This window comes from Comamonas sp. (genome assembly GCF_036666375.1).
Classification (GTDB): domain Bacteria; phylum Pseudomonadota; class Gammaproteobacteria; order Burkholderiales; family Burkholderiaceae_C; genus Comamonas.
In genome coordinates this window covers 1-14,580 of the sequence record NZ_JAVWWA010000036.1, presented here as the reverse complement: position 1 = coordinate 14,580, position 14,580 = coordinate 1, and the positions used below count along the sequence as shown (strand labels likewise).

At 65.2% G+C, this 14,580-nt stretch carries 13 protein-coding genes and 1 riboswitch; of the genes, 6 read left to right on the top strand and 7 right to left on the bottom strand.

Annotated elements, in window-relative coordinates; all coding sequences use genetic code 11:
- Window positions 1-495 (bottom strand): hypothetical protein (locus tag RR928_RS11050; protein WP_332682518.1); only part of this gene is annotated, 495 nt, incomplete at its 3' end.
- Between the two features lie 289 nt (window positions 496-784).
- Window positions 785-950, top strand: a riboswitch (FMN riboswitch).
- 95 nt (window positions 951-1,045) lie between these two features.
- On the opposite strand from RR928_RS11050, the gene RR928_RS11045 reads away from it, so the two are divergent.
- Window positions 1,046-1,573: a 6,7-dimethyl-8-ribityllumazine synthase gene (locus tag RR928_RS11045; RefSeq protein ID WP_332535614.1), complete on the top strand. Its 528-nt coding sequence runs from the start codon at window positions 1,046-1,048 to the stop codon at window positions 1,571-1,573.
- On the opposite strand, the gene RR928_RS11040 is transcribed toward RR928_RS11045, so the two are convergent.
- Window positions 1,570-2,466 (bottom strand): LysR family transcriptional regulator, encoded by an 897-nt coding sequence (locus tag RR928_RS11040; RefSeq protein ID WP_332682516.1) that lies wholly within the window; start codon window positions 2,464-2,466, stop codon window positions 1,570-1,572. The two genes, RR928_RS11045 and RR928_RS11040, sit on opposite strands and share 4 nt — an antisense overlap.
- 115 nt (window positions 2,467-2,581) lie before the next feature.
- Here RR928_RS11040 and RR928_RS11035 point away from each other — a divergent pair, with 115 nt between their 5' ends.
- Both RR928_RS11035 and RR928_RS11030 read left to right on the top strand, forming a co-directional pair.
- Complete coding sequence (locus RR928_RS11035; RefSeq protein ID WP_332549370.1) at window positions 2,582-3,235, top strand: NAD(P)-dependent oxidoreductase; 654 nt, start codon at window positions 2,582-2,584, stop codon at window positions 3,233-3,235.
- A gap of 172 nt (window positions 3,236-3,407) precedes the next feature.
- Entirely contained in the window at window positions 3,408-4,601 is a 1,194-nt protein-coding gene (locus RR928_RS11030) for a sugar transporter (RefSeq protein WP_332535619.1), read from the top strand.
- A gap of 117 nt (window positions 4,602-4,718) precedes the next feature.
- Here RR928_RS11030 and RR928_RS11025 read toward each other — a convergent pair whose 3' ends face one another.
- Both RR928_RS11025 and RR928_RS11020 read right to left on the bottom strand, forming a co-directional pair.
- Window positions 4,719-5,432, bottom strand: a complete 714-nt coding sequence (locus tag RR928_RS11025) for an LrgB family protein (RefSeq protein ID WP_332535620.1) — start codon at window positions 5,430-5,432, stop codon at window positions 4,719-4,721.
- A complete protein-coding gene (locus RR928_RS11020) occupies window positions 5,429-5,785 on the bottom strand; it encodes a CidA/LrgA family protein (protein ID WP_332535622.1) in 357 nt (118 codons plus the stop codon). The genes RR928_RS11025 and RR928_RS11020 overlap by 4 nt, the downstream gene beginning before the upstream one ends.
- 174 nt (window positions 5,786-5,959) lie before the next feature.
- Here RR928_RS11020 and RR928_RS11015 point away from each other — a divergent pair, with 174 nt between their 5' ends.
- A complete protein-coding gene (locus RR928_RS11015; protein ID WP_332535623.1) occupies window positions 5,960-6,178 on the top strand; it encodes a hypothetical protein in 219 nt (72 codons plus the stop codon).
- A gap of 233 nt (window positions 6,179-6,411) precedes the next feature.
- Here RR928_RS11015 and RR928_RS11010 read toward each other — a convergent pair whose 3' ends face one another.
- The gene (locus RR928_RS11010; protein WP_332549371.1) at window positions 6,412-8,007 is read right to left on the bottom strand and encodes a S41 family peptidase; all 1,596 of its coding nucleotides are present in this window, start codon (window positions 8,005-8,007) and stop codon (window positions 6,412-6,414) included.
- Between the two features lie 289 nt (window positions 8,008-8,296).
- On the opposite strand from RR928_RS11010, the gene RR928_RS11005 reads away from it, so the two are divergent.
- Together RR928_RS11005 and RR928_RS11000 are read left to right on the top strand one after the other, a co-directional pair.
- Window positions 8,297-8,653, top strand: a complete 357-nt coding sequence (locus RR928_RS11005) for a hypothetical protein (protein ID WP_332535626.1) — start codon at window positions 8,297-8,299, stop codon at window positions 8,651-8,653.
- A 489-nt stretch (window positions 8,654-9,142) separates the two neighbouring features.
- Window positions 9,143-10,699, top strand: a complete 1,557-nt coding sequence (locus tag RR928_RS11000) for a methyl-accepting chemotaxis protein (RefSeq protein WP_332535627.1) — start codon at window positions 9,143-9,145, stop codon at window positions 10,697-10,699.
- An 84-nt stretch (window positions 10,700-10,783) separates the two neighbouring features.
- On the opposite strand, the gene RR928_RS10995 is transcribed toward RR928_RS11000, so the two are convergent.
- On the bottom strand, window positions 10,784-12,340 hold the full coding sequence (locus RR928_RS10995; RefSeq protein WP_332535629.1) for a methyl-accepting chemotaxis protein: 1,557 nt from the start codon (window positions 12,338-12,340) through the stop codon (window positions 10,784-10,786).
- Window positions 12,341-12,936: 596 nt separating this feature from the next.
- Complete coding sequence (locus RR928_RS10990) at window positions 12,937-14,142, bottom strand: HipA domain-containing protein (RefSeq protein WP_332682512.1); 1,206 nt, start codon at window positions 14,140-14,142, stop codon at window positions 12,937-12,939.
- Between the last annotated feature and the right edge of the window lie 438 nt (window positions 14,143-14,580).

The window sequence follows — 14,580 nt, the reverse complement described above, 5'->3', positions numbered from 1 at the left end:
CTGGGCACGCTGCTGCTCTGCCTGGGCGCGTTGCTGATCACGCTGGCGGTCGGCCTGCTGGCGCTCACGCTCGGCCTGGGCGCGCTGCTGATCGCGTTGCTGGTCACGCTGGCGATCGGACTGCTGGCGCTGCTGCTCGCGCTGGCGCTCGAATTGGTCGCGCTGGCGCTCGGCCTGTTCCCGCTGGCGCTCGCGCTGCATGCGATCCCGGTCGCGCTCGCGTTCGCGCTCCATGCGCATGCGCTCCTGCTCGCGGCGTTCATGCTCGCGCCAGGCGCGTTCGTCGCGCCGGTCGGGAACGACATAGACCGGAGCGCTGCGGTAGATCGTCGTGGGCTGCTCATACACGATGGGGCCGGGATTGCCGTAGACCCGTCCCGGACTTTGATAGACCGTGCCCGGGCCGTCGTAGTAGGGCTCTGGCGGCAGCACGCACCCGGTGACCAGGATGGCCAGGGTGCTTGCGGCCAGCAGGCGTATGGAAATGGTGCGCATAGGTCTCCGTCAGGTGGTGCATTCCCGGCAGCGCCGTGGATGCGGTGGACGCCCTCTGCATGGCTGGCCCGGGGCGCGATGCGGCGGAAACCGCAATGCTTTGTTGTTATACGCGCGGGCTATGCTTTTGGTTGACGGAATAGATGCTGTCCAAACAAGCTTTGCCTCGCCGCCATGGTTGTTGCCAAATGTAGCGGCAGCATCCATGTTGCGCAGAACAGTTTTGCGCCCAGCTTGCGAACGGGCCGTGCCAACTGTCGATAGAATCAACCACGGCCTCTTCGGAGGCCAGCGTTCTCAGGGCGGGGTGAAACTCCCCACCGGCGGTATCTGTGGCCTGTCTCCGGCAGTGACCACAGCAGCCCGCGAGCGCCTGCGGCCTTTCGGCCACAGGGTCAGCAGACCTGGTGAGACTCCAGGGCCGACGGTCATAGTCCGGATGAAAGAGATCGCGCATTTCCTCGCAGCCGCAGTGCGCCCGAATTCCGGCCCTGTGGCCGCGCAGCTTCGCGCGCGCCCTGATTCATGTTGTCAACGTTATCCACTTGTCATGAATCAGACTTCCACTGCTGTCGTTTCCTCCATTTCTTCTGCCGTTGCCACCGCCCCTGCATGGGGCAGCGTGGCGCGCAACAGCCGCGTCGCGGTGATCTGCGCGAGCTGGCATACCGATGTCGTGCACCAGGCGCGCGATGCGCTGGTCGGCGAGCTGACCCAGCAAGGCATGCCCGCCACGCAGATCGCGCATTTCGACGTGCCCGGTGCGTTCGAGATTCCGCTGATGGCCAAGCGCCTGGCGCTCAGTGGCCGCTTCGACGCGATCATCGGCTGCGCGCTGGTGGTCAATGGCGGCATCTATCGCCACGAGTTCGTCTCCAGCGCCGTGATCGACGGCCTGATGCGCGTGCAGCTCGACACCGACGTCCCCGTGCTGTCGGCGGTGCTCACGCCGCGCGACTTCCACGAGCATGCCGACCACCTCGAGTTCTTCCGCGCCCACTTCGTCAAGAAGGGCGTCGAAGTCGCGCAGTCCTGCCTGAGCGCAATGGCCCAGTTGCAGCGCGTGCAGTCCCTCTAAGACGCGTCCACACCCGGCAGCTGCACCAGATAGTCCTGCAGCGCGGCGATCGCCTGGCGCACCTTGGCGGGCTGGGCGTCGCGCTGCGGCGTCATCGCCCATATGTCTAGCCCGCCCAGCGTCCACTGCGGCAGCAGGCGCTGCAGCCGGCCTTGCTGAACCGCTTCGCTGACATCCATTGCGGACAGCAGCGCGGGGCCCAGGCCGGCTTCGCACATCTGCTGCAGCGACCAGTGGTTGTTGCTGGCAATCAGCGGCTGCAGCCGCCACTGGTAAACGTCTTCGGTCGGGTGGCGGCATTCCCATTCGAGGCGGCCGTTCATGCCCAGCCAGCGCGCGCCCGCGAGCTGCGCGGGATGGTCGGGTGCGCCATGCTGCGCCACCCACTGCGGCGCGGCGCAAAGCCACCAGGGCATATGGCCCAGGCGGCGCGCGGCCCAGCCCGAGTCGCGCAGGGCGCCAAAGCGGATTGCCAGATCGACGCGGCCCTGTACCAGGTCGATGGGCGCGTCGTCGACCAGCAGCAGCAGGCGCAGCGAGGGGTGGCTGGCCAGCCAGTCGCCCAGCGCGGGCGCGATATGGCGCGCAAAACCCACGGGTGCGGCAATGCGCAGCTCGCCGCTGGGTGCGTCGCGCTCGGCCGCGAGTTCGGCGCGCGCCTGCGCGGCGGCCGCGCACATCGCCGCGCATTGCGCATAGAAGCGGCTGCCCGCATCGGTCAGCGTCAATTGGCGTGTGGTGCGGTGCAGCAGCGTGACGCCGCCCGCGCGCTCGAGCTGGCGCAGCTGCTGGCTCACGGCCGACGGGCTCATGCCCAGCGCGCGCGCCGCGCCGCTCATCGAGCCATGCTCGACCACCTGGGCAAAGATTGCCATGCGTTTGAAATCATCCATTGCAGCCCTTGATTGTTAAGTCCAGCTTCAAGGTGATTGTCGTCGACACCACCTACCGCGAAAAGTGGCCGCGGCTTATGCTAAGGCCTTCTTCACAGTGTTCTTGGGAGCAGATATGAAAGTCGCATTGATTGGTGGCACAGGATTTGTGGGTTCAGCCCTGCTGGACGAGTTGCTGCAGCGCGGCCATGAGGTCGTGGCGCTGGCGCGCGACCCGAAAAAATATGCGCCGCGCGCCGGCCTCACCGTGGTGCAAGCCGATGTGCAGGACGCGCAGCAGGTGCGCCAGGCCGTGGCCGGCTGCGACGCGGTGCTCAGCGGCTTCAACGCGGGCTGGGGCAACCCCGACATCTACGCCGACTTCATGAACGGCTCGCATGCGATCCAGGAAGGCACGAAGGCCGCGGGCATCAAGCGCTATATCGTTGTCGGCGGCGCGGGCAGCCTGTATGCGGCGCCCGGCGTGCAGATCGTCGACACCCCTGAGTTCCCCGCCGCGATCCGCGACGGCGCGCGCGCGGCGCGCGATCTGCTGACCGAATTGCAGACCCAGGAGCGCGACCTCGAGTGGACCTTCCTGAGCCCGCCCATAGGCTTTCTGCCCGGCGGCCGGGGCGAGCGCACCGGAAAATACCGCGTGGGCAAGGACCAGCCGCTGATGAACGGCGACCAGCCGGGCAGCATTTCGGCGGCCGATCTGGCGGTGGCCGTGGTCGATGAACTCGAGCGCCCGGCCCACGTGCGCCAGCGTTTCACGATTGCCTATTGAGGCGCTGCGCGCGCCGGCGGCATGAACCGCCTACTGGCGCATAGGGGCACTCGCCGCGCCGGCGCGCAACCGCGGGCCGGCGGCTATGCTCCGGGCCGTGGTTGAACAGCCCCCCGGCGCAGGGGGGCGTCCACGGTCCCCTGCGTCATTCATGCGTGTCCCACGCGCCCCCATGTCCATTCCCACTTCCCAACAACCCACCTCCTGGCTGGCGGTGGTTGCCTTGGCCATTGCGGCCTTTGTCTTCAATACCAGCGAATTCGTTCCCGTCGGCCTGCTCAGCGGCATCGGGGCCAGCTTCGGCATGCCGGCCGCGCAGGTCGGTCTGATGCTGACGGTCTATGCCTGGATCGTCGCGCTGGCCTCGCTGCCCTGCATGCTGCTCACGCGCAACGTCGAGCGGCGCCGGCTGCTGATGGGCGTGCTGCTGGTATTTATCGTCAGCCACATGCTGTCCGGAATCGCCAACAGCTACGCGCTGCTGCTCATCAGCCGCGTGGGCGTGGCCTTGTCGCATGCGGTGTTCTGGGCCATCACCGCTTCGCTTGCGGTGCGCCTGGCGCCCGAAGGCAAGAAGGCGCAGGCGCTGAGCCTGCTGGCCGTGGGCACTTCGGTGGCCATGGTGCTGGGCATTCCGCTGGGCCGCGTGGTCGGCGAACTGCTGGGCTGGCGCACGACCTTCATTGCGATTGGCGCGGTCGCGGCCGCGGCCATGCTGTGTCTGTTCCGGCTGCTGCCCTTGCTGCCCAGCGAGAACGCGGGCTCGCTCAGCAGCGTTCCCATGCTGCTGCGGCGCAAGTCGCTGGCCTGGCTGTATGTGCTGCTGGCGATCGTGATCACGGCGCAATTCACGGCCTACAGCTATATCGAGCCGTTCGTGCATTCCATTGCCAGGCTGGGCAGCGACAGTGTCACGCTGGCGCTGCTGCTGTTTGGCGGCATGGGCCTGATCGGCAGCCTGCTGTTCAGCCGCTGGGGCATGCGCTATCCGCGCCGTTTTCTGCTCGGCACCTGCGCGGGACTGGTGCTGTGCCTGTGGCTGCTGCTGCCCGCCGCGAGCCATGCCTGGAGCCTCTATGCCGTGGTGTCGGTCTGGGGCATAGGCATGATCTGCTTCGGTCTGGCCATGCAGTCCCAGGTGCTGCGCCAGGCGTCGGACGCGACCGATGTCGGCATGGCGATGTTCTCGGGCATCTACAACATCGGCATTGGCGGCGGAGCCCTGCTGGGCAACCAGGTGATTCAGCACGCTTCGCTGGCCCACATAGGCTGGGCTGGCGGCGCGCTGGCCCTGCTGGGGCTGTTGTGGTGCGGCTGGGCCGGCGCGCAGCAAAAGCGCCTGGCCCTGGCTTCCATGGCCGCCTAAAAAACAGGCAGCTGAGAAAAATCCCTTTTCCGACAGCCACTTGCCCCGCTTATCCCGGGCAAGGGGCGCAGTTGTCCACATGCTTGGGGGCCTGGCGCGGGGATAACTCGCTGGCGTTCAACGTCCCAGCAGCGCCAGGCACAGCGGCATCAGCAGCGCGGTCGCCACGCCATTGAGGCCCATGGCCAGGGCCGCGAACGCTCCCATGGTGGGGTGGATCTGCAGCGCGCGCGCCGTGCCTATCGCATGCGCGGTCAGGCCCAGCGCAAAGCCTTGCTCGGCGGGGTCGGTGGAGCGCAGCAGCCGCAGCAGCAGCGGTGCGAGCATCGCGCCCGCGATGCCGGTGATGGCCACGGCGACCGCGGCCAGCGAAGCCGTGGCGCCATAGCGCTCGGCCATGGGCAGCGCAATCGGTATCGTGGCCGACTTGGGCGCCAGCGCCATCAGCGTCGCATCGCTGGCGCCGAGTATCCAGCCCAGGCCCAGCGCCGAAAGCAGGGCCACGGTGCAGCCCACCAGCAAGGCCACGGTCAGCGGCAGCCACAGCGCGCGGATGCGCGCGCGCTGCGCATACAGCGGCAGCGCCAGCGCCACGGTGGCCGGGCCTATCAGCATGCCCAGCATGGCGACGCCGCTGCGGTAGGTTGCATAGGGCGTGTCCGTGAGCAGCAGCACACCGACGACGACGATCACCGCCGTGAACACCGGAATCAGCAGCGGGTGGCAGCCGCTGCGCCGATACAGTGCCATCGCGGCCAGATAGCAGCCCAGCGTCAGCACCAGCCAGGGCAGGGGCGAAGCGGCAAGCCAGGATCCGAAGGCGGCGCTCATGGCTGATCCTTGCGTGCCTGCCAGCGCAGCATCCAGCGAAAGCTCAGCAGCGTCGCGATGAAAGTGATCGCCGCGCCGAAGATGCAGGCGAGCACGAACGGCTGCCATTGGCGCGCGAGATTGTCGAACTCGAGCATGACGCCGGCAATCACGGGAATGAACAGCAGCATCATGTTCTGCAGCAGCACCGTGCCCACGCGTTCCAGCGCCTGGGGCGTGCGGCCGTGGAATATCAGCGCGGCGAGCAGCAGCAGCGTGCCGACCAGGGCGCCGGGAAGCGGCAGATGGGTGAAGTGAACAATGGCTTCTCCAAGCAGCTGGAGCGCGAACAGGGCAGTGATGGCGTAAAGCATGGGCAAAGAAAAAGGAACAGGCGGCCGGCGCGGGCGCAGCGCGACCATGCCAATCATCGCAGGATGGCGCAGAAAGCGCTTGCGGACGCTTGCGCATCCGCGCTCAAGAGAATACGCTGGGCATCAGTTACAGTGTCCGATAACCGGCTGCGAGCGCGCGGCCAGGAGAGTGCCATGACCACCAGTGACCACCTGCTGCATTTCGAGCCCACCGTGGACGAGCTGGCTGCGCTCAAGAAGCTCGAAATGGGCGAAACCATTTCGCTCGAGTCCGCAGCGCGCGAGCATATTTCCAAGCGCCTGCTGGAATTCGGTCTCGCCCATCAGGATGCGGCAAAGAAGTGGTTCATCACTCCCTTGGGACGGGATCTGATACGCCGACAGGAAGATTGAAGCGGCACGGCGCCTGAGCGTCGTATCGAGGTGGTGGCGAACTCCGACGGCACGATAAACGCGTGACTGCGGGTTTACCATGCCTCAAATTGCGGCAAGATAGCCAAGGCGCAGTCCGGGCAAGGACTTGGCGCGCTTTTTCACACACTGATAACAGCTTATCCACAGCTTTGTTCTTCGCATCTGTGGAGAAAAAACGTCATCCAGCGCAGGGGCGCAGACCGTCGCACCGATCAACGCGCCTGCAGAATGCGCTGGTGCAGGCCTTGCAACGGCCGCAGCATCGGCCCGGAGCGTGCCTGCGTCCTGCGCAACTGCTTGGTGCTGGCAACCGCCGACGGCGCAGGGCAGGCGCCGCTGGCCATGTAATGCAGCGCCGCGGCCATGCGCGCCTCGCGCGGATCGCCCAGCGCCTGCGTGAAATCGTCGGGAATGCTGCAGGTGGGCTGCATGCCGTCGGCATAGTCGCCGAATCCCTTGGCGTTCTCGCTTTGCAACTGAATGCTGAAATAGGTATTGCCGCAGTTTTCCTCCGGGAGGAAGCCGTAGGGCTTGCCGCAGGTGGCGGCGCCGATCTTCACCACTTCAATATCTATGCCTTGCAGGCCATTGATGAGCGATTCGCTTGCCGAGCAGGTGTCCGAACCCGTGAGCACATAGACGCGGCGCAGGTCCAGGCTGGGCAGGGGCAGGCCCGTGGGCATGGAGTTTCCGCTGCCCGTGGAGAAAAAGGGCATGGGCGGCAAGCCCAGGCCGCGCGCCTGGATCTTGTGGTTGAAGATCGCGCGCTCGAACACCTTGCCGTGGCTGTTCATCTCGCCAGCGATCATATAGGCGAGCTGGCTGGCGATGTAAAGGTAGCCGCCGCCGTTGTAGCGCAGGTCCACAACCAGTTCGGTCGCGCCTGCGTTGCGCAGTGTCGCGATGGCCTGGGCCAGTTGCGGCTCGGCCGCGCGCATGTGGTCGTTGAATTGCAGATAGCCTACCGTACGCCCGTTGGGGCCTTCGAACGTCTTGACGTTCTGCACCGGCGCAGAGGTCACCTGCGCGGAGCGCAGCGTGGTGATCCTCGGCACGTTCGCTCCGGCGTCGAGGATCGTGAACTGGGTGCTCACGCCCGCTGCCCGGGGTTGCAGCGCCCTGAGCATGCTGTCGAGGCGTTCGGGGTCGCTTTCGTGCACCAGATCGATGCCGTTGATCGCCAGTATCCGGGCCCCGCGCGCAATACCGGCTCCCGGCGCGGTCGCCGGCGAGTCGGGTTCGGTGTAGGCGACAATCAGTTCGCGCGGCGGGTTGGCCTGCTGCACCGACCAGCGCATTCCATAGCCCGGGTATTCGCCCGCCAGCGACAGCGCGCTCCACTCGTCGGTGCGCAGGAAGAAATGGAACTGGTCCTTGGGCGCGCCCGATGGGGTCAGCGCCTCGGTCTTGAGCAGCGCGAAGTAATCCGGCGTGGAATGCAGCGCGGGATTGCGGTCCTCGACTTCGTCATACCAGAGATAGTTGTCGTGGGTCCAGGAGCGCAGCCAGTGGTTCTCGTCCAGCGTGCGCCCCGGTCGGTCGGGATAGGGCATGCCGGTGTAGGGATCGGTGCCGCTGCGCGGTGCGGCACAGCGATTGGCGTGTCGCGCCGTGGGGCCGAACTGCCCTTTGACCCAGTCGGCGACGACCGACGGCAGGCTGCGTTCGGCGGATGTGTGCGGCGGTCCCGGGGGCAGGTCCGGCAGGCTGTCGCCGCCACCACAGGCCGCGAGCGCGGCAAGCGCAGTGCCAAGGCACAGGCGAGCCAGCCTGTGGCGGATGCAGAGCATCGAGCGGAAATTTGGCACGGCAAACTCCTTCGCGGTTCTATGGGGGCCTCGGTCTGCGGCAGGCCGCCGCGCCTGCGCGAATCCAATGTAGCTGCGCGCTGGCCGGCTTCTTGCCAGTGAACGCCGCATGCCGCTGTGCTGTCGCTACAGGCTTGTCATGCCCTGTTTTTCACGCGTGCATGGGTGGCGCACAAGGCATTGACTGACAGCATCGCGGCCATCCTGACGGCGGATGGTCGGCGGCGCGCACGGTACAACCGAAGGACAGCGGGCGCTGGCCCGCCATCCATTGCCAAAGGAGCGCCGCATGACTGCACCGATCACCCCACGCCCGTCAGAAAACCCCATTGACCCCGATCTGGCTGATCAGGCCGTGCCAGGCCACGGCGTTCCCTCCCAGGATCCTGATCCCGCGGCCCAGGTGCAGTTGTCGCCCGAAGATGCTGAACGCGAGTCGGGTTCGGTGCTGATGGGCGGCGGCCTTGTCGCCGGCGCGGCCGCAGGCGCTGCAGTAGGCGCAGCGGTGGCCGGACCGGCGGGCGTGCTTGTAGGCGGGATGGTCGGCAGCGTGGCCGGCGCGCTGGGCGGCGCTGCCGCGGGCTCCAAGGCAGAATCGGCCACGCCTGCCGATGCCAGCGCCGGGCCAGGCAAGAAACAGCCCTGATTCTGCATTTCCAGATGTCTCCGTGCCGGCCTCGAGCCAGCACTTGCCCGCCGGGGTCCGCCCCGGTGGGTTTTTTTTCGCCGGCGCCGGGGCCGCACCTGTCTGTCTGGCCGCAGCGCAGTGTCGAGTCACGGTAATCTCTGCGCAGTCGGCTTGACTGCTCTAGTGAGTGGCGGCCCGACAGGTGGAAAACCAGGAATGCGCGCCGGAAAATGATACGGCTTTTGGGAGTGTGATCGGCGGATTGTCGCCGCAACGTGGTTTCAAGCGCAAACTCGTAAATAGATTGCCTGTGTAATCATTTTTATCATTATAATTTGATAACTGTTGCGAAAATTACATGCACTCACCTGTGGTCTGCGCCATCTGCAATCTCCGAATCAGCCGCGGCTGTCCTGCGACCGGGCAAGTCCCCCGTTCGTCGGCTCGGCGCTGACTTCGGGCCTGCCGTGTTGAAACGCGCTCTGGATCCCCATCAAGGCAAAACCTATGAATAACCTGAAAATTTCCATTCGGCTGGCCGGAATTCTGGCGGTGTTGTGCTGCCTCGTGCTGCTGGTGGGTGGCGTTGGACTCCTGGGAATGGGGCAGTCCAATGCCGGCCTCAAGTCCGTGTATCAGGATCGGGTCGTTCCTCTCAAGCAGATCAAGATCGTTGCCGACATGTATGCGGTCAATGTGGTGGATGCCGCTCATAAGGTCCGGGATGGCGGCATGACGGCCGCGCAGGGCCTGCAGTCGGTAGCGGATGCGCGCCGGGCGATCGATCTCCACTGGAACGCCTATCTGGCGACAAAGCTGGTACCCGCGGAAGCCGAGTTGGTTGCGCGCTTCAAGCCGCTGCAGGTCCAGGCCGATGCCGCCGTCGATGTGCTCGTGGGACATTTCAAATCGGCAGACATGGCGGCTTTGACCACGTTTGCCGCCAAGGAGCTGTACCCGGCGATGGATCCGCTTCAGGAGGTGCTGGGGCAACTGATGGAGGTTCAGCTCGATCAGGCCAGGACGCGATATGAAAACGCCGTCGAGACCTATCAGACCGCCTGGATCTTCACCGCTGGCGCAGTGACGCTGGGCGTGCTGCTGGCCCTGCTGGTGGGCGGGGCCATGATCCGCCAGATTTCCCGGCAACTGGGCAATGCGGTGGCGATCACCGATTCGGTCGCACGCGGTGACCTGACCGTGCCCATCGAAGCCCGTGGCAAGGATGAAATCGCCCAGTTGCTGCGCGGTCTGACCACCATGCGGGACAACCTCGCACATCTGGTGTCGGGCGTGCGCGCCAATGCGCAGGGCGTGGCATCGGCCAGCGCCGAGATTGCATCGGGCAACAACGACCTGTCGATGCGCACCGAGCAGCAGGCCAGCGCGCTGCAGGAAACCGCCGCATCCATGGAGGAGCTCAGTTCCACCGTCAGGCAGAACGCCGACAACGCACGCGAGGCCAACCAGCTGGCAATGAGCGCATCCGCCGTGGCGGGACAGGGCGGCGATGTCGTGGCCCAGGTGGTGACCACCATCAAGGGTATCAATGACAGCAGCAAGCAGATTGCCGACATCATCAGCGTCATCGACGGCATCGCCTTCCAGACCAACATCCTGGCGTTGAACGCGGCGGTGGAGGCCGCTCGTGCGGGTGAGCAAGGCCGCGGTTTCGCGGTGGTGGCGGGCGAGGTGCGCAGCCTGGCGCAGCGCAGCGCCCAAGCGGCCAAAGAGATCAAGGTCTTGATCACCGCAAGCGTGCAGCGGGTGGAAGAGGGCACCGAACTGGTGGACAAGGCCGGCGCGACCATGATTGAAGTGGTGGGTGCGATCCGCCGCGTGACCGACATCATGGGCGAGATCAGTTCGGCCAGCAGCGAGCAGAGCACGGGCGTGGCCCAGGTCGGCGAAGCGATCATGCAGCTGGACCAGGCAACGCAGCAGAACGCGGCACTGGTCGAGGAAATGGCCGCCGCAGCCGGCAGCCTGAGCCAGCAGGCCAACGCGCTGGTCGGCGCGGTGGAAGTGTTCAAGCTGGACTCCGGCAGCAGCGCAGGCCGCTGACCCCGGCCCTGCCGGTCGCCAGGCCACGGTATGGCCCGGCACGGGGCTTGCAGCGCGATGACTGCAGGCCGGCGGCGCAAGCGCCTAGAGCTTGAACGACGCGGTCAGGCGCGAGAGTTTCTCCGACTCGTCCTGCAGCACCTGGGTCGCGGCCGACGACTGCTCGACCAGCGCGGCGTTCTGCTGAGTCACGCGGTCCATGTCGGTCACGGCCTGGCCCACCTGCTGGATGCCGCTGCTTTGCTCGCGGCTGGCCGAGGCGATTTCCGTCACGATGACCGTGATGTTGCGCACCGTGGACACCACTTCGCGCATGGTCTCCCCCGCCTGGTTGACCAGCGTGGCGCCCGCGTCCGCGCGTTCGACCGATGCCTGGATCAAGGTCTTGATCTCCCTGGCGGCTTCGGCGCTGCGCTGGGCCAGGCTGCGCACCTCGCCCGCCACCACCGCGAAACCACGGCCTTGCTCGCCCGCACGCGCGGCTTCGACCGCGGCATTGAGAGCCAGGATGTTGGTCTGGAAGGCGATGCCGTCGATGACGCTGATGATGTCGACCACACGGCGCGACGACGTGTTGATCTCGCCCATGGTGGACACGACCTGCTCCACCACCGCGCCGCCGCGCTCGGCGACCGTGCAGGCGCCGGTCGCGATCTGGCTTGCGCGCTGGGCATTTTCCGCGTTCTGATGCACCGTGGCCGTCAGCTCTTCCATGGACGCCGCGGTTTCCTCGAGCGAGCTGGCCTGCTGCTCGGTGCGCTGCGACAGGTCGAGGCCGCCGGTGGCGATCTCGCCCGCCGAGTGATGGATCACGCCCGCGGTTTCGTGGATGCGCGTGACCAGCTGGCGCAGCTGCGCGCTCATGCGTTCCACGGCGGCGATCACGCTGCCTTCAGGCGCGCGCGACGCGCCCTGCAGCGCGGATTGCGACAGGTCGCCGCCCGCGATGCGGTTGGCGATCTCGGCTGCGACTGCGGGTTCACCGCCGATGGCATTGAGCACGCTGCGCATGGTCAGCCAGGCGATCACGGCCAGCAATGCAGCGAGCACGGCCAGCACCACCAGTGACTTGATCAGCGAAGCCACAAAAGCCTGCTGTATGTCGTCGACATAGTCGCCCGCAACCAGATCCCAGTTCCACGAAGTCGAGCGCTTGACGTAGGCGATCTTCTCGCTGGGCTCCTTCGCGCCGGGCCGCGGCCACCAGTAGGAAATGATGCCGTTGCCCTGGGCCGATGACCCCACTGTGGCAATGATGCGATACAGGTAGCCGCCCTTGGCGTCCTGGAAGTCGCCCATGAACTTGCCGTTGAACTTCGGCGTCGATGGATTGTTCAGCACCACCGAGTCCGTGGTGATGTTGGTGATGTAGCCATTGCCTCCGGCGTAGCGCAGTTGCCCGACGCGCGCTATGGCCGTGGCCTTGGCGTCCTCTTCGGAAAGCTTGCCCGCCTTGGCTTCGGCCGCGATGCCGGCAATCATGCTGTCGGCCGAATCGACGAAATCGCGCAGCGCCAGCTGGCGTGCCTCATAGGCCTTGTCGCGGGCCTGATAGGCGTTGAACAGCGTGAGAGTGAGAAGCGCGAGCAGACAGAAAACCAGCGGTGCCAGAAGTTTCTGGCGAAGGGACAGGGCAGGCATGGATTAGTTTCAACGTGGGGGAAAGGACGCCCGCAATCCTACAGAAGCTTTACGAGTGGTTTCATCTATTTACAACTTGTGCCGCTGTGTTTGTATCGTGTATCCGACAGTGGCTTCGGGACGATGCGACGCAAGATATGTGCCTGTGGTTGGCTTGTTGCCCCAGGTTCCGGTCGGGGCCCGGCGCAGATGATCGCCCTGATGGCGACCTGACTTTTCCAGTTTCAGGCCTGGAAACGCGCGGCGGACCGAAAACAAAAAAATCCGCTAAGTCATTGAGACTTAACGGCTTTTTGCGTGTGGTGCCTGGGGCCGGAATCGAACCGGCACACCTTTCGGTGAGGCATTTTGAGTCACAAAGCAAAGCTAGGAAACATGCGGTTTTCCGCAGGATTTGGGCGCAAAGAAGCGCTCAAAGCGCCTCTCTGATCGAGAGCTTTCGCGCCTATGGATTAGCGCTGTTTGGCTAGCTTGTTCCTCGGAGCGTATGGAATGAACGCTGGTTCACAGCCTCTCGCGTTGGCATTACCAGCGGTTGATAAGCCAGCGCCTTCAGGTCCTGACGGATTGGTGCCCCGAGGTCCTGGATGCTCAGGCTACGCGGGTAGAAGCGGCGCCGCAAAATCGCGCGCGACCTCGCGGTTGCGCATGGCCAGTTCACGGATCGAACGCGGGATGGGGGCGGCCAGTTCCGTATTGGCGACCGCGCTCCAGAATTTGTCGGCTGCGTCCGCTGCACGCTTCCACACAGAAGGTACGGCACCGATGGTGCCGACCTTGGGCTCGATGGGCACGAGTTCCGGGTCGACGCCGCCTCCGATCGATGCATAGCGCATCGGGAGGATGTCGTAGGCGGGCGCGATGCCGAGGTATTCGCCGTCCTCGCCGATCAGCATGGAGATGTTCTCGAAGTGCCTGTCTGTGTTGCCGATGAGTTCGCTGAAGGCGGCCATCACGCCCACGTGCTCGGCGTCTTGCTTGTTGAGATAGCCTGCAGTGACGCAGCGCGCGGCGAACTCCGACCAGGTGTCACGCATGCCGAAGAACTCGTCGTCAATGGCGCCGGCCGAAAGCATCCCCACGCGCCCTTTGTCCCCCACGCGGTCAAAGCGAACGACCTCGAGGAAAACGAACTCCTTGTGCATGAATAGTTGGGTTTTGGCTGCGGGCACGCCGACGTCAGCGAGCGAGTTCAGGGCCAGGTGCTCCAGCGGGAGAAGCTCAGCCATGCGGCTGCCGATGCGCGCGAACTTGACGATTACGTGGCCTGTGTCCTGGCCTACCCAGAGGAATTTGGGCTGCTCGCCGCCAGCGCTCGATCCGTAGGCGGCGTTCTTGAGCTGCTGGGAGATTCCGTAGTAATAGTCGAGCTTCTCGTCGGCCTCCGATCCTGGAAGGCGCAGGAGATCCAGTTCACGCTGCAGGGGGGCGTCTCCGAAGACGAGGTTGCCAGGGAGATTCACGCCCTGGGTAAATAGGAACGCGACGCGGTGATCGTCGTTCCAGTCCTTGAGGCTGGTCGGGAACGCATGCTCGAGAGCGGCTGTATGGGCGAGCTGGCGCCCAAGGAAGCCTGACGGCGCGGCAAAGGACATGTAGGGAGGCAGGCCTTCGTAGACGCGGGTGATGCCGGAGTCCGTGCGCTCCAGCGTGCCGCCACCGGTCAGGAACTCAACATCAGCGAACGGGGCAATGTTGCCAGTGGATAGGAAGCGATAAATGCGCTGGCGTGGGTTCAGGCTCAACGCCAGGGTGCGCAGCAGGGCGTAGTGCGGTGTGCGCTGGCCCGGGACACGGAACATCGTGACCGTAGAGGATAGATCACGAATAGTTCGCGAAAGAGTTGCCTGGCTTACTCCTAGCTCCTGCATGAGGTGCTGAGCAGTGCGCGGCCCATATCTCAGTGCGCGCTCAATACTCCGATGGAGATCGGAGAGTTGTTGGCGTGACGAGGGGTTCATTTGAATTGTCTGTGAATAGTTCAGTGAATTTTAAAGCAGGTCAATTATTGCATCGTTCCAATGGCTTGAGCCGGGTCTTTCAATGGATCTAAACCCATGCCTGTCACGGGCAGACGGGAGGCGAGATCTGCGCGCAGATGCCAGGGGGCAGCGGTGATAGTCAGGGGTGGTTGAAGCTTTTATCGGGCTTGTACGGCGCGCGTGCCGTCTGCTGTTGGCGGCGCGCGCGGCGCGGGCGGGCGTTGAAAGGCGAAGGTACAGCGGTCTTTGCAGGGGGGG

What these genes read in the sequence shown, in the direction of transcription:
- RR928_RS11020 (WP_332535622.1), bottom strand. Translation starts at nt 5,785, where the DNA reads ATGCTTTACGCCATCACTGCCCTGTTCGCGCTCCAGCTGCTTGGAGAA.
- RR928_RS11035 (WP_332549370.1), top strand. Translation starts at nt 2,582, where the DNA reads ATGAAAGTCGCATTGATTGGTGGCACAGGATTTGTGGGTTCAGCCCTG.
- RR928_RS11015 (WP_332535623.1), top strand. Translation starts at nt 5,960, where the DNA reads ATGACCACCAGTGACCACCTGCTGCATTTCGAGCCCACCGTGGACGAG.
- RR928_RS10990 (WP_332682512.1), bottom strand. Translation starts at nt 14,142, where the DNA reads ATGTTCCGTGTCCCGGGCCAGCGCACACCGCACTACGCCCTGCTGCGC.
- RR928_RS11030 (WP_332535619.1), top strand. Translation starts at nt 3,408, where the DNA reads ATGTCCATTCCCACTTCCCAACAACCCACCTCCTGGCTGGCGGTGGTT.
- RR928_RS11005 (WP_332535626.1), top strand. Translation starts at nt 8,297, where the DNA reads ATGACTGCACCGATCACCCCACGCCCGTCAGAAAACCCCATTGACCCC.
- RR928_RS11045 (WP_332535614.1), top strand. Translation starts at nt 1,046, where the DNA reads ATGAATCAGACTTCCACTGCTGTCGTTTCCTCCATTTCTTCTGCCGTT.
- RR928_RS10995 (WP_332535629.1), bottom strand. Translation starts at nt 12,340, where the DNA reads ATGCCTGCCCTGTCCCTTCGCCAGAAACTTCTGGCACCGCTGGTTTTC.
- RR928_RS11000 (WP_332535627.1), top strand. Translation starts at nt 9,143, where the DNA reads ATGAATAACCTGAAAATTTCCATTCGGCTGGCCGGAATTCTGGCGGTG.
- RR928_RS11040 (WP_332682516.1), bottom strand. Translation starts at nt 2,466, where the DNA reads ATGGATGATTTCAAACGCATGGCAATCTTTGCCCAGGTGGTCGAGCAT.
- RR928_RS11025 (WP_332535620.1), bottom strand. Translation starts at nt 5,432, where the DNA reads ATGAGCGCCGCCTTCGGATCCTGGCTTGCCGCTTCGCCCCTGCCCTGG.